This is a genomic window from Bradyrhizobium sp. CCGUVB4N (assembly GCF_024199945.1).
GTDB lineage: Bacteria > Pseudomonadota > Alphaproteobacteria > Rhizobiales > Xanthobacteraceae > Bradyrhizobium.
Genome location: NZ_JANADP010000001.1, coordinates 8926204 through 8948040 on the forward strand (window position 1 = coordinate 8926204; position 21837 = coordinate 8948040).

Annotated in this window: 20 protein-coding genes; 3 read left to right on the top strand and 17 right to left on the bottom strand. The window is 64.7% G+C overall.

Annotation, left to right across the window (positions count from 1 at the left end; translation table 11 throughout):
* Positions 1–35: 35 nt before the first annotated feature.
* The 12 genes from phoB to NLM31_RS41700 form a co-directional block, all read right to left on the bottom strand.
* Positions 36–743, bottom strand: a complete 708-nt coding sequence (gene phoB / locus NLM31_RS41645; protein WP_254134943.1) for a phosphate regulon transcriptional regulator PhoB — start codon at positions 741–743, stop codon at positions 36–38.
* 22 nt (positions 744–765) lie between these two features.
* Positions 766–1482 carry a phosphate signaling complex protein PhoU gene (gene phoU / locus NLM31_RS41650; protein WP_200296825.1) on the bottom strand — a complete coding sequence of 239 codons (717 nt, stop codon included), beginning with the start codon at positions 1480–1482 and terminating at the stop codon, positions 766–768.
* 11 nt (positions 1483–1493) lie between these two features.
* A complete protein-coding gene (gene pstB / locus NLM31_RS41655) occupies positions 1494–2315 on the bottom strand; it encodes a phosphate ABC transporter ATP-binding protein PstB (protein WP_254134944.1) in 822 nt (273 codons plus the stop codon).
* Complete coding sequence (gene pstA / locus NLM31_RS41660; RefSeq protein WP_254195960.1) at positions 2312–3157, bottom strand: phosphate ABC transporter permease PstA; 846 nt, start codon at positions 3155–3157, stop codon at positions 2312–2314. Before pstA ends, pstB begins: the two co-directional genes overlap by 4 nt.
* A 1-nt stretch (position 3158) precedes the next feature.
* Positions 3159–4148, bottom strand: coding sequence for a phosphate ABC transporter permease subunit PstC (gene pstC, locus NLM31_RS41665; protein WP_254135560.1), 990 nt, complete (start codon positions 4146–4148; stop codon positions 3159–3161).
* 177 nt (positions 4149–4325) lie between these two features.
* On the bottom strand, positions 4326–5339 hold the full coding sequence (pstS, locus tag NLM31_RS41670; protein ID WP_234682148.1) for a phosphate ABC transporter substrate-binding protein PstS: 1014 nt from the start codon (positions 5337–5339) through the stop codon (positions 4326–4328).
* A 150-nt stretch (positions 5340–5489) separates the two neighbouring features.
* On the bottom strand, positions 5490–6782 hold the full coding sequence (locus tag NLM31_RS41675; RefSeq protein WP_254134946.1) for an ATP-binding protein: 1293 nt from the start codon (positions 6780–6782) through the stop codon (positions 5490–5492).
* A gap of 35 nt (positions 6783–6817) precedes the next feature.
* Entirely contained in the window at positions 6818–7873 is a 1056-nt protein-coding gene (locus NLM31_RS41680) for a lysylphosphatidylglycerol synthase domain-containing protein (RefSeq protein WP_254195961.1), read from the bottom strand.
* A 544-nt stretch (positions 7874–8417) separates the two neighbouring features.
* Positions 8418–9350 carry a haloalkane dehalogenase gene (locus tag NLM31_RS41685; RefSeq protein WP_254195962.1) on the bottom strand — a complete coding sequence of 311 codons (933 nt, stop codon included), beginning with the start codon at positions 9348–9350 and terminating at the stop codon, positions 8418–8420.
* Positions 9347–9940, bottom strand: a complete 594-nt coding sequence (locus NLM31_RS41690) for a TetR/AcrR family transcriptional regulator (RefSeq protein ID WP_254195963.1) — start codon at positions 9938–9940, stop codon at positions 9347–9349. The genes NLM31_RS41685 and NLM31_RS41690 overlap by 4 nt, the downstream gene beginning before the upstream one ends.
* Before the next feature lie 124 nt (positions 9941–10064).
* Complete coding sequence (locus NLM31_RS41695; RefSeq protein WP_254195964.1) at positions 10065–10361, bottom strand: hypothetical protein; 297 nt, start codon at positions 10359–10361, stop codon at positions 10065–10067.
* Between the two features lie 2 nt (positions 10362–10363).
* Positions 10364–11758: an OmpA family protein gene (locus NLM31_RS41700; protein WP_254195965.1), complete on the bottom strand. Its 1395-nt coding sequence runs from the start codon at positions 11756–11758 to the stop codon at positions 10364–10366.
* Between the two features lie 166 nt (positions 11759–11924).
* On the opposite strand from NLM31_RS41700, the gene NLM31_RS41705 reads away from it, so the two are divergent.
* Together NLM31_RS41705 and NLM31_RS41710 are read left to right on the top strand one after the other, a co-directional pair.
* Entirely contained in the window at positions 11925–12983 is a 1059-nt protein-coding gene (locus NLM31_RS41705) for a polysaccharide deacetylase family protein (RefSeq protein WP_254195966.1), read from the top strand.
* A gap of 238 nt (positions 12984–13221) precedes the next feature.
* Positions 13222–14022, top strand: coding sequence for an SDR family oxidoreductase (locus NLM31_RS41710; protein ID WP_254195967.1), 801 nt, complete (start codon positions 13222–13224; stop codon positions 14020–14022).
* Positions 14023–14202: 180 nt separating this feature from the next.
* Here NLM31_RS41710 and boxB read toward each other — a convergent pair whose 3' ends face one another.
* The 5 genes from boxB to NLM31_RS41735 all read right to left on the bottom strand — a co-directional run bounded on the left by boxB (position 14203) and on the right by NLM31_RS41735 (position 20588).
* Positions 14203–15654, bottom strand: a complete 1452-nt coding sequence (gene boxB, locus NLM31_RS41715; RefSeq protein WP_254195968.1) for a benzoyl-CoA 2,3-epoxidase subunit BoxB — start codon at positions 15652–15654, stop codon at positions 14203–14205.
* A gap of 14 nt (positions 15655–15668) precedes the next feature.
* The gene (gene boxC / locus NLM31_RS41720) at positions 15669–17357 is read right to left on the bottom strand and encodes a 2,3-epoxybenzoyl-CoA dihydrolase (protein WP_254195969.1); all 1689 of its coding nucleotides are present in this window, start codon (positions 17355–17357) and stop codon (positions 15669–15671) included.
* Between the two features lie 99 nt (positions 17358–17456).
* Positions 17457–17993 (bottom strand): DUF309 domain-containing protein, encoded by a 537-nt coding sequence (locus NLM31_RS41725; protein ID WP_254195970.1) that lies wholly within the window; start codon positions 17991–17993, stop codon positions 17457–17459.
* An 18-nt stretch (positions 17994–18011) separates the two neighbouring features.
* Positions 18012–18830: an alpha/beta fold hydrolase gene (locus NLM31_RS41730; protein WP_254195971.1), complete on the bottom strand. Its 819-nt coding sequence runs from the start codon at positions 18828–18830 to the stop codon at positions 18012–18014.
* 216 nt (positions 18831–19046) lie between these two features.
* The gene (locus NLM31_RS41735; RefSeq protein WP_254195972.1) at positions 19047–20588 is read right to left on the bottom strand and encodes a benzoate-CoA ligase family protein; all 1542 of its coding nucleotides are present in this window, start codon (positions 20586–20588) and stop codon (positions 19047–19049) included.
* A 122-nt stretch (positions 20589–20710) separates the two neighbouring features.
* On the opposite strand from NLM31_RS41735, the gene NLM31_RS41740 reads away from it, so the two are divergent.
* On the top strand, positions 20711–21619 hold the full coding sequence (locus NLM31_RS41740; RefSeq protein ID WP_200471348.1) for a helix-turn-helix transcriptional regulator: 909 nt from the start codon (positions 20711–20713) through the stop codon (positions 21617–21619).
* Positions 21620–21837 lie beyond the last annotated feature (218 nt).

Genomic DNA, 21837 nt, shown 5'->3' on the forward strand with positions numbered 1-21837 from the left:
CAGCGCGCTTTTTATTTTGTCTGCTTGCAAGAGCCTTAGGCCTGCTCGGCCTTCGCAAACCGGTCATCGAGCGCATAGCCCGCACCGCGCACCGTGCGGATCGGATCCTGCTCGCGACCAAGATTGAGCAGCTTGCGCAGGCGACCGATATGCACGTCGACGGTGCGCTCGTCGATATAGATATCGCGGCCCCAGACGCTGTCGAGCAGCTGCTCGCGCGAGAACACGCGACCGGGGTGCTCCAGGAAAAACTCCAGCAGGCGATATTCGGTGGGGCCGAGATCAATCGGCCGGCCCGAGCGCGCCACGCGGCGCTTTTCGCGATCGAGCTCGATGTCACCGAAAGCGAGCACGGTTGCGAGCCGCTCGGGACTTGCGCGCCGCAGCAGACCCTTCACGCGGGCCAGCAGCTCGGGCACCGAGAACGGCTTGACGATGTAGTCGTCGGCGCCGGTCGCAAGGCCCCGCACCCGCTCGCTCTCCTCGCCGCGCGCGGTGAGCATGATGATCGGCAGCTGCTTGGTGTCGGACCGCGTCCGCAGCCGGCGGCACAGCTCGATGCCGGAAAGCCCCGGCAGCATCCAGTCGAGCACGATCAGATCGGGGATGTGCTCCTTGAGGCGGGTGTCGGCGTCGTCGCCGCGCATCACCGTCTCGACGTCATAGCCGTCGCCCTCGAGGTTGTAGCGGAGGAGCTCGGTGAGAGCTTCCTCGTCTTCAACCACCATTATGCGTGCGCCCATTGGGTCGTCGCTCCTTAAGGATTCAAGTATTGGGGACCGTGGTGGCGAAGGTCGTCATGTCGCCCTTCGGTCGCTTGTCGGTGATGGCCTGGCCTTCGATCATGTAGAACACGGTCTCGGCAATGTTGGTGGCGTGGTCGCCGATCCGCTCGATGTTCTTGGCGCAGAACATCAGATGGATGCAGAACGAGATGTTACGCGGATCCTCCATCATATAGGTGAGGAGCTCGCGGAACAGCGAGGTGCAGATGGCGTCGACTTCCTCGTCGCCCTTCCACACCGCCATCGCCGCCGGCAGATCGTGCGCGGCATAGGCGTCCAGCACCGACTTGACCTGCTGCTGCACGAGGTCGGTCATGTGCTCGAGGCCGCGGAACAGCTTGAGCGGATGGAAATCCGTCTCCAGCGCCGCAACGCGCTTGCCCATGTTCTTGGCGAGATCGCCGATGCGTTCGAGATCGGTCGCGACGCGCATGGCGCCGACGATTTCGCGCAGATCCACCGCCATCGGCTGGCGCCGCGCGATCGTGAGCACGGCGCGTTCCTCGATCTTCTTCTGCAGCGCGTCGAGCTCGGCGTCGATGGTGACGACGCGCTGGCCGAGCGCGATATCACGGCGGATCAGCGCGTCGACGGAATCGACGATCATGCGCTCGGCGATGCCGCCCATCTCGGCGACCAGGCGCGTGAGCTCCTGGAGGTCGGTGTCGAAGGCCTTTGCGGTATGTTCAGAACCCATGTCCTGTCTCCTCAGCCGAACCGGCCGGTAATGTAATCCTGCGTGCGCCGATCGGACGGCGACGTGAAGATCTTGCTGGTGTCGTCGAACTCGATCAACTCGCCGAGATACATGAAGGCGGTCTTGTCGGAGACGCGGGCCGCCTGCTGCATGTTGTGGGTCACGATCGCGATCGTGTAATTCTCGGACAGCTCCTGGATCAGCTCCTCGACCTTCGCGGTCGAGATCGGATCGAGCGCCGAGCAGGGCTCGTCGAACAGGATCACCTCGGGCCGCACCGCGACGGTGCGGGCAATGCAGAGGCGCTGCTGCTGGCCGCCGGAGAGCGACAGGCCGGAGGCGTTCAGCTTGTCCTTGACCTCGTTCCACAGCGCGCCGCCGCGCAGGGCCTTCTCGACGCGATCGTCCATCTCCGACTTCGAGATCTTCTCGTAGAGACGGATGCCGAAGGCGATGTTCTCGTAGATCGTCATCGGGAACGGCGTCGGCTTCTGGAACACCATGCCGACGCGGGCGCGCAGCAGATTGAGGTCGAGCTTGGGATCGAGGATGTTGGTCTGGTCGAGCATCAGCTGACCGGAGACGCGCTGGCCCGGATAGAGGTCGTACATCCGGTTGAAGATGCGCAGCAGGGTCGACTTGCCGCAGCCCGACGGTCCGATGAACGCCGTGACGCGGTTGGTGCCGAGCGCCAGATTGATGTTCTTCAGCGCGTGATGCTCGCCGTAATAGAAGTTGAGGTTGCGCACCGTTACCTTGGCCGGGGCTTCAGGCAGAGGCTGCGAGCCGGGATGAACGGCGGGCGTACTGACGGAAACAGACATTTCGCTCATTTTGCGGTCCTCTCGGCGCTCAGGATGCGCGCGCCAATGTTCAGGGCAAGCACGGTCAACGTGATCAGCAGGGCGCCGCTCCAGGCCAACTGCTTCCAGTAGGCATACGGGCTCTGCACGAAGTTGTTGATGGTGACCGGCAGGTTGGCCATCGTCTTGTTCAGGCCCAGGCTGAAGAACTGGTTCGACAGTGCGGTAAACAGCAGCGGCGCAGTCTCGCCGGCGACGCGGGCGGTGGCCAGCATCACGCCTGTGATGAGGCCCGAGCGCGCTGCACGATAGGCGATGCGCTTGATCACCAGCGAGCGCGGCAGGCCGAGCGCAGAGGCAGCCTCGCGCAGCGCGTTCGGCACCAGCAGCAGCATGTCCTCGGTCGTGCGCAGCACGACCGGGATCACGATCACGGCGAGCGCGAGCGAGCCTGCGATTGCCGAGAAGCCGCGCATCGGCACCACCACCGCGCCGTAAATGAACAGGCCGATGATGATCGAGGGCGCCGAGAGCAGGATGTCGTTGATGAAGCGGATCACCGAGGTCAGCTTGTCGTTGCGGCCGTACTCGGCGAGATAGGTGCCGGCGAACAGGCCGAGCGGCGCGCCGATGCCGACGCCGATCACGGTCATGATCAGGGAGCCGACGATGGCGTTGCGCAGACCGCCTTCAGTCGAGCCCGGAGGCGGCGTGTCCGCGACGAACAGTTCGAGGTTCAACCCGGCGAGGCCGTTATAGAGCAGCGTGACCAGGATCAGCGCGAGCCAGGTGACGCCGAAGGCGGCGGCACCGAAGCAGAGCCCGCGGATCACGATGTCCTTGCGGCGGCGGCGTGAATAAATCGGGTTCATGTTACTTCCCCGCCTTCTTTTCCAGCCGCATCAGCATCAGCCGAGCGCCGGCGAGCACGAAGAACGTCAGCACGAACAGCAGCAGGCCGAGCAGGATCAGGCCGGACTGGTGCAGGCCGTCGCTCTCGGCGAATTCGGAGGCGATCGCCGCCGAGATCGTGGTGCCCGGCGCGAAGATCGATGACGAGATGCGGAACGAGTTACCGATGATGAAGGTCACCGCCATGGTCTCGCCGAGCGCGCGGCCCAGCGCCAGCATGACGCCACCGATGATGCCGACGCGGGTGTAGGGGATCACCACGCTGCGCACGACTTCCCAGGTGGTGCAGCCGACGCCGTAGGCGGCTTCCTTCAGCACCGGCGGCACCGTCTTGAACACGTCGACCGAGATCGAGGTGATGAAGGGCAGCACCATGATCGCGAGGATCAGCGCGGCATTGAACAGGCTGAGATAGGACGGGGGGCCGGCGAAGATCGCGCCCAGCACGGGGACGCCATCGAAGATCTTGATCATGAAAGGCTGGAAGGTGTTGGCGAGGAACGGCCCCAGCACGAAGAAGCCCCACATGCCGTAGATGATCGAGGGAATGCCGGCGAGCAATTCAATCGCCATGCCGATCGGGCGGCGCAGCCATTGCGGGCAGAGCTCGGTGAGGAAGATCGCGATGCCGAGACCGACCGGAATGGCGATCAGCATCGCGATGAACGAGGTGACGAGCGTGCCGTACATCGGTCCGAGCGCGCCGAGCACGGGCGGATCGGCCGACGGCGCCCAGCGCTGCGTCCACAGGAACGCGAAGCCGTATTCCTTCATCGCCGGGAAGGCACCGACGATCAGCGACAGGATGATGCCGCCGAGGATGAGAAGCACCGAGATCGCACTGAGCCGCGTGATCCAGTAGAAGGTGACATCGCCGAGCTTGAACGCGCTCAACGCCTTGGCGCGATCATATGGTCCGGCGTCGTCGACGATATCGCTCTGAACGGCCATTTCTGCCACGCCGATCCCCTATGCCAAGAATATACGCTTTTTATTGGTCTCGTGCCCCGGATGCGGCGCTAGCTGCGAAGCGTTGCGACGTTGATCCGGGGCCTCGTTCTTGTGGGTCCCGGCTCAGCGCAGCAGCGTTTCACGCTGCCGCGCATCCGGGACACGAGAGGAGAGCGCTTAGCTCTTGATCTCGGCAGCCCAGGTCTTCTCGATCAGCTGGACGACGCTGTCCGGCATCGGGATGTAGTCGAGCTCTTCAGCCGCCTTGCCGCCGTTCTTGAAGGCCCAGCGGAAGAACTTGATGGCTTCCTGCGAGGCCGCCTTGTCGGTGGCGTCCTTGTGCATGAGGATGAAGGTCGCCGCCGTGATCGGCCAGGACTTGTCGCCGGGCTGGTCGGTCAGGATGACGTAGTAGCCGGGAGCCTTGGCCCAGTCGGCGTTGGAAGCGGCCGCCTGGAAGGCTTCGACGGTCGGCTGCACCGGCTTGCCGGCCTTGTTGACGAGGCCGGTGTAGGTCAGCTTGTTCTGCTTGGCATAGGCGTACTCGACGTAACCGATCGAGTTCTTGGTCTGGCTGATGTTGCCCGACACGCCTTCGTTGCCCTTGGCGCCGACGCCAACCGGCCACTCGACGGCGGTGCCCTCACCGACCTTGCTCTTCCAGTCGGCGCTGGCCTTGGAGAGGTAGTTGGTGAAGTTGAAGGTGGTGCCCGAACCGTCCGAACGACGGACCACGGTGATCGCGTCCGACGGCAGCTTCACGTTCGGATTGAGCTTCTTGATCGCGGCGTCGTCCCACTTGGTGATCTTGCCGAGATAGATGTTGGCGAGGGTCTCGCCGTCGAACACCAGCTCGCCGGCCTTGACGCCTTCGAGGTTGACGACGGGAACGATGGCGCCCATCACCATCGGCCACTGGGCAAGGCCGTCCTTCTCGAGCTGTTCGGCCTTGAGCGGCGCGTCGCTGGCGCCGAAGGTCACGGTCTTGGCCTGGATCTGCTTGATGCCGCCGCCGGAGCCGATCGACTGATAGTTCAGGCCGTTGCCGGTCTCCTTCTTGTAGGCGTCAGCCCACTTCGAATAGATCGGGAATGGGAAGGTCGCGCCTGCACCCGTGATGTCGGCAGCAAAGGCCGCCGTCGTCGTTGCGGCGACCAAGCCGGCAGCGACGATCGTTTTGATGAAATTCATGCTGGTCTCCATACAGGGGAGCGAAGCGCCATCAGCGCCCGATCGCGCTCCCCGCGCCGCCCCTTTAGGAGCGGTCGGCTGTGCTTTTACGAAGGTTTCGTGACAGTCGGATGACACCTTCAAGCGATTGAAATCGCTTGATTTTCGTCTCTAGACTAAAGTCTTGGCCTGGGGAAAACAGGCTGTGAAAGTGGCCCCCTGTTTAGGGACACTTTCGATCAAAAGACGGCCGCGGTGACGGTTAAGAATATGTTTCACCAGCGATAATCCCAGACCGGTTCCACCCTGGGAGCGGCTGTCGCCGACGTCCACCCGGTAGAACCGTTCGGTCAGGCGCGGCAGGTGCTCGGGTGCGATGCCGGGTCCGAAATCCCGCACCATGACCCGGATTTCCTGAGGTCCGTCAGTCGCCGGGGTCGCGGTCAGCGACACGATGACGCGACCGCCGGAGGCACCGTATTTGAGCGCGTTCTCGATCAGATTTTCGAACAGGCGCAGCAGCTCCTCGCGGTCGCCCGCGATCATGACCGGCGCTTCCGGCAGATGGGTCTCGACCTCGACCTGGCGTTCCCGGGCCAGCGGCTCGAGCCCGTCGGCGACCTGGAAGATGATCGGCAGCAGGTCGACCAGCGTGTCCGGCCGCACATGGGCCGACAGCTCCACCCGCGACAGCGACAGCAGATCGTCGATCAGGCGCGCCATGCGGGTGGCCTGGTTGTGCATGATGCCGAGGAAGCGCTCGCGCGCCTTGGGATCGTCCTTGGCCTGGCCCTGCAGCGTGTCGATGAAGCCGGAGAGCGCGGCCAGCGGCGTGCGCAATTCATGGCTGGCGTTGGCGACGAAGTCAGCGCGCATTTCCTCGACCCGGCGCAGCGGCGTCTGGTCGTGGAAGGTCATCAGCATGCATTTGTCGGCGCCGCCGAACGTGGTCGGCACCGGCACCGGGGTGATGATCAGCTCCATCCAGCGATCGACCGGCACATGGTCGAGATAAGTCGCGCGCCGCGGCTCGGTGGTCGCGATGGACTCGCGCAGCGCCGTGATGATCTCCGGCGAGCGCAGCGCGAACTGGGCGAGCTCGTTCTTGCGCAGCGCCGGCGCGAGCTGGGCGGCAGCGGCATTGAGATGGATGACGCGGCCGGCGCGGTCGAGCAACACGGCCGGATCCGGCATGCCGGCGACGACCGCGGCCACCGCCGCGCTCTCGACCGGATTGACGCGGCGGGTGTCCTCGCGGGAGGCAGCGGTATCATGCAGCCGCCAAGGGATCAGCGCCGCCGCTGCGATGCAGAGGAACACCGTCACCGCCCGCACCACCGACAATTCGCCGAGCGAGACCACTACCGACAGCGCCAGCGCGGCGGCGATCAGGATGATGGTCGAGTGCCGCAGCCGGTCGGACCAGGGCTGCACCGTGGGAGACGAGGGAGCGTCGATCGCCATCGGGGCGGGCTTCTCCTTGTTGCGTTTTGCGCCGGTCAGGCGCCGCTGTCGCTGCGCTTTCTCACATAAGCGGCTTCAGGCGGCGGGCCTGGATCGAGCTTGAGCGCCGCCTGTTGCAGCCGCTTCGATCGGGTACCGATGATAACCTCGCGAAACGTCAGCAAGATTACAGAGATGACGAAGGGCGACAGATAATAGAGGACCCGGAACAGCAGCATGCCGCCGAGCAGTTCCTCGCGGTCCATTTGCCAGAGGCCGACCAGCATGGCGGCGTCGAACACCCCGAGCCCGCCGGGCGAATGGCTGGCGAAGCCGAGCAGCGTCGCCGAGACGAAGATGACCGCGACCACGACGAAGCCGAGATTGGGCTCGTCGGGGACCAGCACATACATCGCGAGCGCGCAGAAGCCGAGATCGATGATGCCGATCGCGATCTGCAGCAGCGTCAGCGGACCGCCCGGCAGCACCACGGTCCAGGGGCCGCGTCCGACCACCCGCGGCTGGGTCCAGACCCAGACCACATATCCGACCAGCGCGACGAGGATCATCATCGCAGCCGTCCGGTTCAGCCAGGCCGGCAACTGGTCGATCGAGGCGGCCGCCTCCGGATGATAGGAGATGCCGAGGCCGAGCACGGCGGCATTGCCGAGCCAGAAGGTGAGGCCGGCGAGGAAGCAGATTTTTGCGACGTCGATCGCGTTCAGCCCATAGGCCGAATAGATCCGGTAGCGCACCGCACCGCCCGTAAAGACGCTGGCGCCGACATTGTGGCCGATCGAATAGCTGGTGAAGGCCGCGAGCGCGTTGATGCGATAGGGCACGTGGGAATGGCCGATCGCGCGTACGGCGAACAGATCGTAGAATGTCAGTGTGAAATAGCCCGCGGCGACGAACAGCGCCGCCATCGCAATCTGGCGCGGCTCGGTGCTCTTGATGGCCTCGACCACCTCGTTCATGTCGATGCCGCGCAACATGTGGTAGAGCACATAGCAAGCGATGCCGATGACCGCGACGCTGATCACAACTCCAAGCTTATGCAGGATTTGCTTCTGGCGCAGAAACGTCATCGCTCTGCGTATGGCTTCCAGCATCTAGACCTCGAACAACGCTGCAACGGCCAGGGTGGCCGGCGAACAGGCGGACGACGCACAGGCACTCAACGAACGAGCACTCAACGAACCTTTGCCGCCTGCTCCGGCCTCGCGCATGCCCCCCGCCCTTCCACTAGCGCGTTTTGAGGCGGAGTGGAATTCGCCAATGTGAACAAAATCACGTGCCTTCAATATTTTAGGCAGGTTTGCGGGCTGAAGGTGCACGGTTTGGCGCTTTCGGCGGCAGGGCTGACGCGAATCTCCATGGCAATCCTGCGCAGGGGCCATGAAGTTTTGATGATTTCGACCGGTCAATGTTCCGTCACGCCTTAAGTCGAAATCAATCTATGGGCGCCGCCGGCCTGTTGAAAGAGGGGTGAGCCGCGACAGTCGGCGGCGGCACAAATGGCCGCGCGGCAATCGCGCGGCTGAGGCCAGGTCCCTGATATTCGGTTGCACCGCGGCATCACGGAGGGAGGCGCGGTCGCGGCGTCCGCCGGCGCGGGGCCGGCGGGGAGCTTGCCGTTCGCAGGGAGCGGCCTGCTCAGGCCGCAAGTTGCGGACGCACCGCCTCGATGCCGGCAATCCAGCCGGCGACGGAGCGGCCGATTGCCTCGGGGTGATCCTCCTGAAGGAAGTGCAGCCCGGCGCCGAGACGAACATGCGCGCAATGCTTCAGCGACGCCGCAAACGTCTCGGCGAATTCCGGCGCGACCAGCGCACCGGGCTCGCCCGAGAACAGCAGCTTTGGATAGGATGATGCGGCCAGCGCCGCATGCGCGGATTGGAGTGCCACATAGACATCGGCGGGCTCGCCGGCGATCGGCAGCTCGCGCGGAAGCGCAAGAACCGGGCGACGGCTCTCCGGCGTCGGGAACGGCGCGCGATAAGGCGCCATCTCGTCATCGCCGAGCTTGCGAACGATGCCGCCGGGCAGCACGCGCTCGACGAACGCGTTGGCCTCGAGGATCATGGCTTCGCCCTCGCCCGGCGTCCTGAACTTGCGAAACGCCGCCCTCGCCGCCTCGGCGTGGTCCTGCTCGTCGGCGCGGTCGGTGTGGTGAAAGTCCTGCCAGCTCGGCATCGGGCGGATGAACTCCATGAAGGCCAGGCCGCGCATGAGGTCCGGCCGGCGCGCGGCGAGATGAAAGGCCAGCGCCGTGCCCCAATCCTGCGCGACGAGATAGGCCGATTTGATGCCGCGCTGTTCGATGAAGGCATCGAGATAGCGGACGTGATCGAAGAAGCGGTAGGCGATGTCGGGCTTGCCGGACTGGCCGAAGCCGATGAGGTCGGGCGCGATGCATCGCGCGACCGGCGACACCAGCGGCAGAATGTTGCGCCAGATGTGCGACGAGGTCGGATTGCCGTGCAGGAACAGCGCGACCGGTGCGTCCTCCGCGCCTGTCTCGCGATAGGCGATTGTGCTGCCCAGCACCGGCGCCAGGCGAATCTCGATCTCGGTCGGCTTGCTCATGTCGTCGTCTCCCTGAACACGGTTTGGAATGCGATGGTCTTGAAGCGCTCGAGTGCCTTCGGATTGCGGTCGACCTTCATGCGCAGGATCGCGCCCTGCCAGGACGCGAGCAGGAAGTCGGCAAGCTCGTCAGGCTCGAAATCGGATGCGATCTCGCCGCTGGTCTGGGCATCCCTGATGCAGGCGGCGAATGGCGCGCGCCATTCGGCGAAGATCGCCGCGAGACGCGCACGCAGCAGCTCGCTGCTGCCTGATGCCTCCAGGCTGAGATCGCCAATCAGGCAGCCGCGGCCGTATCCGTCAGCCTCGAGCCGGCCGGTGATGATGTCGAGATAGCGCCGCAGCCGCGCCCGTGGCGTCAGGGAGGCGTCGTCGAGAGCCTCGGCGACCAGCCCCCTGGTGACGTCGAAATAGCGGTCGAGCACCTCGGAGGCGAATGCCTCCTTGGAGCGGAAATGGTTGGTGAAGGACCCCTGCGGCGCGCCCGCCGCGGCGGTGACGTCGCGCACGCTGGTGCCGTGATAGCCGGTCCGGAACATGACCTTCAGGCCGGCATCGAGGATGGCGTCTTTAAGCGATGGCTTTGGCATGAACAAAATAATACGTACGTACGTATTATTGTCAAGCACTGACTTACTCCCTCGGCGATCTGCTTACCGATCAGTCAGTTATCGGAATTTGAGACGCTCGTTCGCTCCGGCGGCGGACCGCGGTTCAGGCCGCGGGCTGGCTCCGCGAGACCACCCAATAGCGCAGCCATGCGCCGATGGTGCAGCCGACGAGGTAGCAGGCGAACAGGACCAGGCCGAGGTCGAGCCAGTAGCCGAAGCGGCCCGGGACCACATGCGCGAACGAGGCTGCGACCAAGGCCGCGACGAACACCGCGAGCCAGCGCGCGGTCACCTTCGAGGTGCCGTTGCCGCGCTGGACCACCGAGATCCAGCCCATGCAGAAACCCAGCAGTGCCGCGCCGATCAGCCAGCCCATATGAAACGAGACGAGATAGGGCATCGTCACCTCACCAGAAATTCGATGCGGCGGTTTTGCGCCTTGCCGTCGTCGGTGTCGTTGCCGGCGACGGGCTGCGTGCTGCCGTAACCGACCGCGGTGAAGCGGTCCGCGGGAAGCCCGGCTTTGACCAGATAATCGATCACCGCCTGCGCGCGCTTCTCCGACAGCGCCTGGTTGAACGAATCCTCGCCGTCGGCATCGGTGTGGCCCGCGACCTCGATATTGGTGGTGGGACACCGCAGCGCCGTCTCGATCAGATGATCGAGAATGCCGGCGGAGTCGGGATCGATGTCGGCGCGCTTGGTGGCGAAGCGGATCTTGCCCTTGGCGAGCAGCTCCGAGAACAATTGCTGGCAGACGGTGCCGTCGACCGGCCCGGCCGCGGGCTTCACGGTGATTTCGGGCTTGTAGAGCCAGTTTTTCGGAAAGTCCTTGCCGAGCCCCGCGCGGATGTCGTTGGCCGCACCTTCATACAACGCATCGCCCGACAGCTTCACCTCGCGATCCGACACCACCAGCGTGCCGGTCGACAGCCGCGACAGCGCGCCGAGCGCTGCGACCACCGCGGTGTTGAAGGAGCCGGGCGCGCCGATGCTGGCCTTGAGATTGTCGACGACCTTCTCGGTGAAGAATTTTCGCGACGCGCTGGTCGCGATAGCGGCATGCACGCTGTTGTCGGGCACGTAGCCGGTCAGCGTCACGGTGGCGGCGACCGGATCCTTGTAGGCCTGGAAGATGTAGGGCGGCGCCTTGATCTCGTTGGCGGCGATCGTAAAGCCCTCGGGCAGGTTCTTCAGTGCAGCCGCAATCGCTTCGCGGCCGCCGAGATCGCGCGCCATGCCCGACAGATTGACCTTGGTGTCCGTGATCGTGATCTTGCCGTCCTTCAGCTTGCCGATCTGGTCGAGCAGCAGCATCGCGGCCGCCTCGAACCGCGCCGGCGCGCCGCGGGCCAGGCCCATCTGATCGGCGACCTCGGTCCCGTTGACCTCTTTTCGCGCGGCTTCTGTGAGGCGCGCCTTCATCGACGGCAGCGGCGCGGAGCCCGACAGCGTCACCCGCACCACGTCGCGCTCGGCACTCCAGACGAAGGGCTTTGCTTCGGGAACCAGGCGGGTCTGGTCATCGACCAGCCGCACCCCGGGAACCATCTCGACCGTGGTCACGGCGTCGCGGCGGCCCTCCTCGGAGAAGGCGTCGGCGGCCAGGCTGACGTCGCGGCCGTCCACGGCGATCCGGGTCTTGTCCAGGACGGTGTCCTTGAGCGCGGCCGAGCTGCGGGCCGACAGGTCGGCCTCAACCGGCAAAGTGTTATTCCAGGCCGCAAATCCCCACATGACGGCCAGGGGAATCAACCCCGGCCACCATTTGCTGGCCCACCTGAAAAGCATCTGCATTCGACGACCCGAACTCTGGAACCGGAGACAAAACAAACCCTTGGCAGGCTGTCAAACCGGAAATGGGGCGCTTTCGGGGACCCCGCGTGGACAATTGGAATAACTTTTTCTTCAAGGGTCACACCCTAAGTTGAGGGCGGAATGCCCAGGGGTCGGCCAGCCGGTCATGAAACAACTCCGTAACAACGTCATTCGCGCCGGGCTGGGAGCACTCTATTTCAGCGGGGCGCACCATCTGCTGCGCCCGCTGCTGTCGGGCGTCGGCGCCATTTTCATGCTGCACCATGTGCGGCCGGCCCGTGCGGGCGCGTTCCAGCCGAACCGGCATCTCGAGGTTACCCCCGACTTCCTGCGCGCGACGCTGTGCCATCTGCGGTCACGCGAAATCGACATCGTCAGCATGGACGAGCTGCACGAACGGCTGCTGCAAGGCCGCTTCGACCGCCGCTTCGCCGCCTTCACCTTCGACGACGGCTACCGCGACAACCACGACCACGCGTTGCCGGTGCTGCGCGAATTTGACGCGCCCGCGACCATCTACGTGACCAGCGACTTCGCCGAGGGCACCGGGCGGCTGTGGTGGGCCGCGCTCGAGGCCGTCATCGCCAGGGCCGAGCAGGTCGACGTGCAGCTCGGCCATTCCGCGCTGCGGCTCGATGCAAGCACGCCGGCGACGAAGCAGGCGGCGTTCGACCGCCTGCACGACTGGCTCCGCGCCCTTCCTGGCGAGCACGATCTGAAGCGCGAGATCGAAGCACTCTGCGCGACGCATGGTGTCGACATGGAAGCGCTGTGCCGCAGCCTCTGCCTGTCCTGGGACGAGGTGAAGCGGCTCGCGGCCGACCCGCTGGTCACGATCGGCGCCCACACCATCAGCCATTGCAATCTCGCCAAGCAGAGCGAGGCGATCGCCGCACAGGAGATGGCCGTCAGCCGGGTGCGGATCGAGACCGCACTGGACCGCGAGGTGCTGCATCTCGCCTATCCCTATGGCGATCGCGAAGCCGCGGGCGAGCGCGAATTCACGCTGGCCGCATCCGCCGGCTTCAAGACCGCAGTGACGACACGGCCCGGCATGCTGTTCGCAGAGAACGCCGGCCACATGACCGCGCTGCCGCGCGTCTCGCTCAACGGCAACTACCAGGACGCGCGCATTCTGCCGGTGCTGACCTCGGGCGCCGCGACCGCGATGTGGAACGGCCTTCGCCGGTTTGCCGCGGCATAGGCCTCCGCTGTCGTCCCGGCGAAGGCCGGGGCCCATACCGCGGAATTTATCGATTGATGTCGGTAGGCGTACCGAACAACGAGTCTTCGCCAAACCACTCCCTGTGGTTATGGGTCCCCGCCTTCGCGGGGACGACACCGAGTTTTTTTGAACCGCCGCGCGCCACACTCCGATCTCAGCGCATTCCTTGACTCCCCTCCCCACGGCGCTCAAAACGGCGCCAACCAAGGGAGGCACCATGTCCAACGATCTGTTTTCGCTCAAAGGCCGCATCGCACTCGTGACCGGCGGCTCGCGCGGCATCGGCAAGATGATCGCAGCCGGATACCTCGGCGCCGGCGCTGCGAAGGTCTACATCACCGCGCGCAAGGCCGGCCCGTGCGAAGCCACGGCGAAAGAGCTCTCGGCGCAATATGACGGCGAATGCATTGCCCTGCCGATCGACATCTCGACCGTCGAAGGCTGCAACAAGCTCGCGTCCGAAATCATCAGGCTGGAGCCGAAGCTCGACATCCTCGTCAACAATGCCGGTGCGGCCTGGGGTGCGGAGTTCGACGAATTCCCCGAAAGCGGCTGGGACAAGGTGATGGACCTCAATGTCAAATCGCTGTTCTTCCTGACCAAGGCGCTGGCCAAGCCGCTGCGCGCGGCGGCCTCGCACGAGCGGCCCGCCAAGGTCATCAACATCGCCTCCGTCGACGGTATCTTCGTCAATCCGGGCGAGACCTATTCCTACGCCGCGAGCAAGGCCGCGGTGATCCATCTGACCCGGCGCATGGCGACGAAGCTGATCAAGGACAACATCAACGTCACCGCGATCGCACCGGGCGCGTTCAAGTCCGACATGAACCGCGCCGCGCGCGACCATTCGGACGAAGTGGCAAAACGCATTCCGTCGCGGCGCATCGGCACCGACGAGGACATGGCGGGCGTCGCGATCTACCTCGCCTCGCGTGCGGGAGATTACGTCGTCGGCAACACCATCGCGGTCGATGGCGGCGTGGTGTACGCGAATGCGGGATTGGAGATCGCGGGGTAAGGGCTGCGTCACACGCGGTGTCGTCCCGGCGAAAGCCGGGACCCATACCGCGGAATCCATCGATTGCGATCGGTATGAGCACCGAACGACGAACCTTCGCCAATTAACTCCCTGTGGTTATGGGTCCCGGCTTTCGCCGGGACGACAGCGGAATTTTTGGCGCGAGCGTCGACCTGACGCTTACGACTCGATCTTCACGTATTCGAAATCGCCCGGCTTGTTGTCGATACCCACCTTCGGCGGCGAGATCCATGACGCGAACTTGCCGGTCTCCGTGACGGGCTGCATCAGCGACGTGATGAAGTCGCCGTCGGCGGTCGAGGGCAGCCAGTCGTCCTTGCGCTTGGCCCAGGTGGCATCGTCGATCAAAATGCCGTCGGGCGTCGCGTGCACGTCCTTGAACTCGCCGATATGGCGGTGGAAGGCGACGTTCGGCAGCGTCAGCTTGAAGTCGTAGCCGGCGGTCGAGATCACCTTGTTCCAGCGCAGCATGCCCTTGACGCAGTCCTGGCTGTAATCGTCGCGCAGGCGCATGTTGAGCGCGGTCAGCGCCGGCTCGTCGACCAGCTTGATCTCGCCGTTGATGAACTTGAGCACCGGATAGGTGGCGTTCTTGAGCTGGTGATCGTCGTCGATCTGCGTCTCGTGATAGCGCCCCTTGATGCCGGTGTTGAAGGCGTTGGCGGCGTTGGTCGAAACTTCCGAGCCGAACAGATCGAGCGACAGCGTGTAGTGCAGGTTGAGCTTCTTCTGGATGGTCGGCAGATCGATCACGCCAAGCGCACGGACCTTGGCGATGTCGGTCGGGTCCGTGATGCCGGCTTCGCGCATCGCATCGCAAGTGCGCTGCACGACGCGGGTGATGCCGGTCTCGCCGACGAACATGTGGTGCGCTTCTTCCGTGAGCATGAAGCGGCAGGTGCGCGACAGCGGATCGAAGCCCGACTGCGCCAGCGAATGCAGCTGCATCTTGCCGTCGCGATCGGTGAAGTAGGTGAACATGAAGAAGGACAGCCAGTCCGGCGTCGCCTCGTTGAAGGCGCCCAGCATGCGCGGCGCGTCGGCATCGCCGGAGCGACGGCGCAGCAAATCATCGGCTTCCTCGCGACCGTCGCGGCCGAAATATTTCTGCAGCAGGTAGACCATCGCCCAGAGGTGACGGCCTTCCTCGACATTGACCTGGAACAGATTGCGCATGTCGTAGAGCGAGGGCGCGGTCTTGCCGAGATGGCGCTGCTGCTCGACCGAGGCCGGCTCGGTGTCGCCCTGGATCACGATCAGGCGGCGCAGCATGGCGCGATATTCGCCCGGGACTTCCTGCCAGGCCGGCTCGCCATAGTGCTCGCCGAACGGAACGACGCGGTTCTCTTCCTGCGGCGCAAGCAGAATGCCCCAGCGATAGTCGGGCATGCGCACGTAATCGAACTTGGCCCAGCCGCGCGGATCGACCGAATACGCGGTGCGCAAGTACACCAGCGATTCCTGGAAACCTTCCGGCCCCATGTCGCTCCACCAATCCATGTAGCCGGGATGCCAGCCTTCCAGCGCCTTCAGCACCTGGCGGTCTTCGGCGAGATTCACGTTGTTCGGAATCTTGGTCGAGTAGTCGACGTTCATGATGTTCATGTTCATGGCCGTGCTTCTCCTTAAACCCGCGTCATATCGAATTTCGGCTTCTGGCCGCTGCCGTAGCGGCGCAGTGCGCCTTCCTCGCCGACGGCGTTGGGGCGCTGGAAGATCCAGTTCTGCCAGGCGGTCAGGCGCGCGAAGATTTTTGATTCCATCGTCTCGGGGCCGACGAAGCGCAGGCTCGCTTCCATGCCGGTGAGACTGTCGGGCGAGAAGCTGGCGCGTTCCTCGAGGAACACGCGGACCTCGTCGTCCCAGTCGATATCGTCGAGCGCGAAGGTGACGAGACCAAGCTCTTCCGCCTGCTCGGCGTCGAGCGAGGTGCCAAGTGTGGCTTCCGCGCGTTCCACATCCGCCGGGTCGGCCTGGAAGCGCGACTCCAGCCGCGTCAGGCCGTGGCTCATCGGATACGGGCCGAAGTTCATCGCCGACAATTCGATCGACGGCGGCGGCTGGTTGTCGCCCTGGCGCGCGCCGATCAGCATGTAGGAGCGATCTGCCGCGAACACGAGCTCGGCAAGCGTGCCGGCGAAGCACGAGCCGGGTTCGACCAGCGTCACCAGCGTGCGCGAGGTGACGTCGATGCGCTTGAGCACGCGCTTCCAATAGTGCCGGATCTCGTTGACCAGCCAGTGCGCCTTGTTGGCTTCGAGGAAGGCGTCGCTGGCGAGCACATGGGCGCGGTCGCCATGGCTCTTGAACACCAGCATCGCGATCTCGAGTTCGTTGATGCGCAAATGCAGGATGGCGTCGTCGAGCTCGCGCGCCACCTGCAGCGGCCAGAACGACGCGCCCTGCGCCATCATGCCGTCGATGTCGGCGGGGGCTGCCGCCTCCGGCGCCTTGATCGAAATGGTGGCGATGCGCGCGGCGCGGTCGATATCGACGGTGACGAAGCCGTAGCGGATGCTGGTCTCGTCGATCGTGCGCCTGAGCGGGGAAAGCGCGATGCCCTTGCCGCTGCCGGCACGCTTCGACTTGCCTGCGAATTCCTTGGCGCGCTCGACGATCTTGGCCTCGAGCTTGGAGTTCGGCGCGATCTCGTCGACGAGGCGCCACTGCACCGCGCGCTTGCCCTTCACGCCTTCCTCGATGGTGCAGAAGAAATCGGCGTGATCGCGGCGCACCTTGCGCTTGTCGACGACACGCGTCAGCCCGCCGGTGCCCGGCAGCACCGCGAGCAGCGGCACTTCGGGCAGCGCAACAGCAGATGCGCCGTCGTCGGCGAGGATGATGTGATCGGTGGCGAGCGCGAGCTCATAGCCGCCGCCGGCCGCCGAGCCGTTCACCACCGTGATGAAGCGCTGGCCGGAATTCTCGGACGAGTCTTCCATGCCGTTGCGGGTCTCGTTGGTGAACTTGCAGAAGTTCACCTTGTGGGCGTGGGTCGAGCCCGCGAGCATGCGGATGTTGGCGCCGGCGCAGAACACGCGGTTCTTGGCCGAGCGCATCACCACGACCTTCACCTCGGGGTGCTCGAAGCGTAGCCGCTGCACTACGTCGGCCAGCTCGATGTCGACGCCGAGGTCGTAGGAATTGAGCTTGAGCAGATAGCCCTCGAACAGGCCGCCGTTCTCGTCGACGTCCATGGTCAGCGTCGCGACGTCACCATCGACCGCCAGCTTCCAGTGCTTGTAGCGGGACGGTTCGGTCTGGAAATCGATGAATGTCGCGCCGCCTGCGAGGCGCCGATCTTCCCCGGCCATGGGCCACCCTTGAGCTCGTCCTGGTTTTACCGTTAGATGCACAATAGTGCATGTTATTGAGCGCGTCTAGTCCTTAATCGCCCATACATGCACTTTGTTTCATAAAGGCGCCTGGGACCGCACAATGGCGCCGAGCCCGATCCAATCGGCCTTGGTGAGCTGGGCGCGGCCGAGCTTGGCCTGGAGCGAGGCTGCCAGCGCCGGCACTGGAAAGCTCTCGACGAAGCCGTCGCCGGCCGGGGCCGCCTTGCGGGAGGTCAGCGCACGCAGTTCGGTGAGCGCATCCCCAAACAGGCGCGCGGCCGAATGCGCCTTCTGCATGCGCAGCCGCAGATTGGCGTTGGCGACATGGATGCAGGCCCGCAGCAGAATGCGCTCGCGGCCGCCTTGCGGGGCTCCCGCCCACAGCGCCTCCAGCACCTCCTGCGACTCCCAGAAATAGCCGCGGTCGTTCAGCGCGAGGCCGTAACGGAGCGCCGGATGGCGTGCCGGCACGTAACCACGGAACGCCGGGGGCACCAACGCCTTGGCCATGTCGAGCGTCTGGTAATCCGCGTCGACGTGGCCGGTCTCGCCAGGCACATAGGCCCAGCGCGGCCACGGCAATTGGCCGTCCACATGTGAAGGCACATTCATGGATGTGCCTCCGCATGATCATGCGGCGCGGACCCCGAGTCCCTGATCGTCGCGCAGGGCCGCTTTTGCAAATTGCTCAATTGCGTCAAGCGTCGCTCCGGGCGCTTCACGATGCGGGGAATGGCCCGCGTCTGAAATAATTTTCAAATCTACCGGACAATAGCACTCTTCCTGCGCGATTTCGACCTGCCGCAGCGTCCCATATTGGTCATCCCTTCCTTGCACGACCAGGACAGGAACGCGGATGTAGGCCAGATATTCCGAGATATCCCAATCGCGGAATTTCGGGTCGAGCCAGGCGCCGTTCCAGCCGTAAAAGGCGTTGTCGACGTCCTTGTGCCAGCGCGCGAGCTTCGCCTTGAGATCGGTGGTCTCATAGGTGGTCTTGATCGCGGCGATGGACTTCACCGAGACGTCCTCGACGATGAAATGCGGCGCGATCAGCGCGATGCCTTGCAGGCGATTGTCCTGATGTGAACCGGCATAGATCGCCGCAATCGAGCCGCCGTCGGAATGGCCGAGCAACAGGCCGCGCTTGAAGGGAATGGCGTCCAGCACTTTCGGCAGCACCTCGAGCGCCTCGCGCTGCATGTAGTCGAGCGGCCGCGGCAGCGTCACTGGGCTCGACTGGCCGTAGCCCGCACGCGAATAGGCGAAGATGCCGGCACCGGTGGCCTGCTGAAGCTTCTCCGGAAAGTCGCCCCACAAGCCGACGGAGCCGAGGCCCTCGTGCAGCATGACGATGGTGGGTGCGTCGGCTGACTGCGGCGCCAGCCATTTGTACTCGAGGCTGGCGGTGCCGATGCTGAGGAAGCCGGTGGGGGTGAGGTTGGTCATTTGCAATCTTCTTTCAGCGGATCGGACAAGATGCTTCGACGGACTCAGTCGTCCCCTCCCCCCTTGCGGGGGAGGGCTAGGGAGAGGGGTGTCACACGGGGACTCCCAGTGTGACGAAGAAAACGCGCGCGACAATGAAGACCGTTTGCTGGGCTACCCCTCTCCCCCGCCCTCCCCCGCAAGGGGGGAGGGAGCGCAGCGGAGTTTGCCGCATTATCAACTCGCGCCCTCGCGCAATTTGAACCGCTGGATCTTCCCCGTCGCCGTCTTCGGGAGCGAGTCCACCACGTCGATCCAGCGCGGATATTTCCACGGGCCGATCTTCTGCTTGACGTGCTCCTTCAGCATCTCCTGCAGGTCGCTCGTCTTCGCACCGGGGCGCAACACGACGAAGGCCTTCGGCTTCAACAGGCCTTCCGGATCGGCCTCGGGTACCACAGCGGCCTCGAGCACCGCGGGATGCGTGATCAGCGCGCTCTCGACCTCGAACGGCGAGACCCAGATGCCGGAGACCTTGAACATGTCATCGGCGCGGCCGCAGAAGGTGTAGCGGCCATCGGTGTCGCGGACATACTTGTCGCCGGTGCGGGTCCATGGGCCCTCAAACGTGCGCCGGCTCTTGTGGCGCTGGTTCCAGTAGCCCTCGCCGGCCGAGGGCGCATCGACCAGGAGCTCGCCGACCTCGCCGTCGGCCACATCCTGGCCAGCCTCGTTGACGAGCCGCACCGCGTAGCCCGGCACCGGCTTGCCGGAGGAGCCGTATTTGATGTCACCGGGCGCATTCGAGAGGAAGATGTGCAACAGCTCGGTCGAGCCGACGCCATCGAGAATGTCGACGCCGAAGCGCGATTTCCAGCTGTTGCCGACGGACTCGGGCAGCGCCTCGCCGGCCGAGGTGCAGATGCGCAAGGACTTGCCGCCGCGCTCGCTCTTCATGGTCTCGTCGTTCAGCATCGCCGCGAACAGCGTCGGCACGCCGTAGAAGATCGACGGGTTGTAGCGGTTCATCAGGTCGAACATCCGTGCCGGCGTCGGCCGCTCGCTGTTCAGAATGGTCGTGGCGCCGACCGACATCGGGAAGGTCAGCGCGTTGCCGAGGCCATAGGCGAAGAACAGCTTTGCGGCGGAGAGGCCGACATCGTTCTGGCGAATGCCGAGCACCTGCTTGGCATAGGTGTCGGCGGTCGCCTGCATGTTCGAGTGGATGTGGCGCACGCCCTTGGGCATGCCGGTCGAGCCCGACGAATAGAGCCAGAATGCCGGCTCGTCGGGATGCGTCACGGCCGTGGTGAACTGATCGCTCTCGCCCGAGATCTCTTCCGCGAGCTGCTTGTGCCCGTTCTGCTTGGCGCCGGAGACCACGACATGCTCGAGATCGGGCATACGGCCGACGACATCCTTGATGACGGGATAGAGCGCTTCGGACACGAACAGCACGCGCGCGCGGCAATCGGCGAGGATGTAGGCGTACTGGTCCGCGGTCAGCAGCGTGTTGAGCGGCACCGGCACGACGCCGGCGCGGATCGCGCCCAGGAACACGATCGGGAAATCGATCGTATCCAGCATGATCATCGCGACGCGCTCTTCGCGGCGGACGCCGAGCCGGCGCAGCATGTTGGCGGCGCGGCGGGTCTCGCACTGGAGCTCGCCATAGGTCAGCCGCGAGACGGTGTCGTCGAAGACGAGCTTGTCGCCCCGGCCCTCCTCGACGTTACGGTCGAGCAGCCAGGTCACCGCGTTGTAGGATCCCTCGCTCACGGTCGTCTCCCCCGAATTTAGAATTATAATTCATAGAAAGACACTGTGACAGCTTGCTGTCAATGCCAGCAGGCATTATGTTTCATTAAAACGCGCCGCAGGACCTCCTGTAAAGAAGGCTCATGACCGACAGTCCCGACGCAGAATCCCGCTTTCTCGAACAGCTCGGCCAGCGCGTGCGCACCATGCGCGCGCTGCGCGGCATGTCGCGCAAGGTGCTCGCCAAGGTATCAGGAATTTCGGAGCGCTACATCGCGCAGCTCGAAAGCGGCAAGGGCAATGTCTCCATCGTCCTGCTGCGCCGCGTCTCCGATGCGATGGGCGCGCATCTCGAGGACCTGCTTCCTAGCGCCGATCCGACGCCGGACTGGCAGATGTTTCGCGATCTCTTGCGCAAGGCTACACCGGCGCAGATCGCCCAGGCCAAGGATCTGCTCGCCGGCGGCAGCGCCTCGGCGCCGCGGCGCGCGCCGTTCTGCGGCATCGCGCTGATCGGCCTGCGCGGCGCCGGCAAATCGACGCTGGGAAGAATGCTGGCGAAGAAGATCGGCTGGAGCTTTGTCGAGCTCAACAAGGAGGTCGAGCAGCAGAACGGCCTCTCGGTCGCCGAGATCATCGCACTCTACGGCCAGGAAGGCTTCCGCCGCATGGAGCAGGCCGCGCTGCAGCAGCTGCTCGCACGCAACGAGCTGATGGTGCTGGCGACCGGCGGCGGTATCGTCTCGGAGCCGCTGACCTTCGACCAGATCCTGTCGTCGTTCTACACGATCTGGCTGAAGGCCGAGCCCGAAGAACACATGGCCCGCGTCCGGCGCCAGGGCGATCTGCGTCCGATGGCGGATGACCGCTCTGCGATGGCCGAGCTGCGCAACATCCTGCTCAGCCGCGAGCCGCTCTACGCGCGCGCGACGGCAGTGGTGGATACGGCGGGGCTATCGGTCGATGCAGCAGCCGCAAGGCTGATCGATGCGGTGCGGCCGGTGCTGCAGAACGAAGCGCGGAGTTTTGGATTGCGGAGCGTGGCGCTGTAGGGCGATCCAGCGCAACGCATTCCACTGTCGTCCCTGCGAACGCAGGGACCCATACCGCGTGATCCATCGATTGCGCGCGCTGCCAATCCCGAACGACTAATCTTCGTCAAACCGCGCCCTGTGGTTATGGGTCCCGGATCTGCGCTTCGCTTGTCCGGGACGACAGCGGAGTTTGTGGGCGCGCCGCAGTGACACTATATGCAAGCCCGACGGTAAAC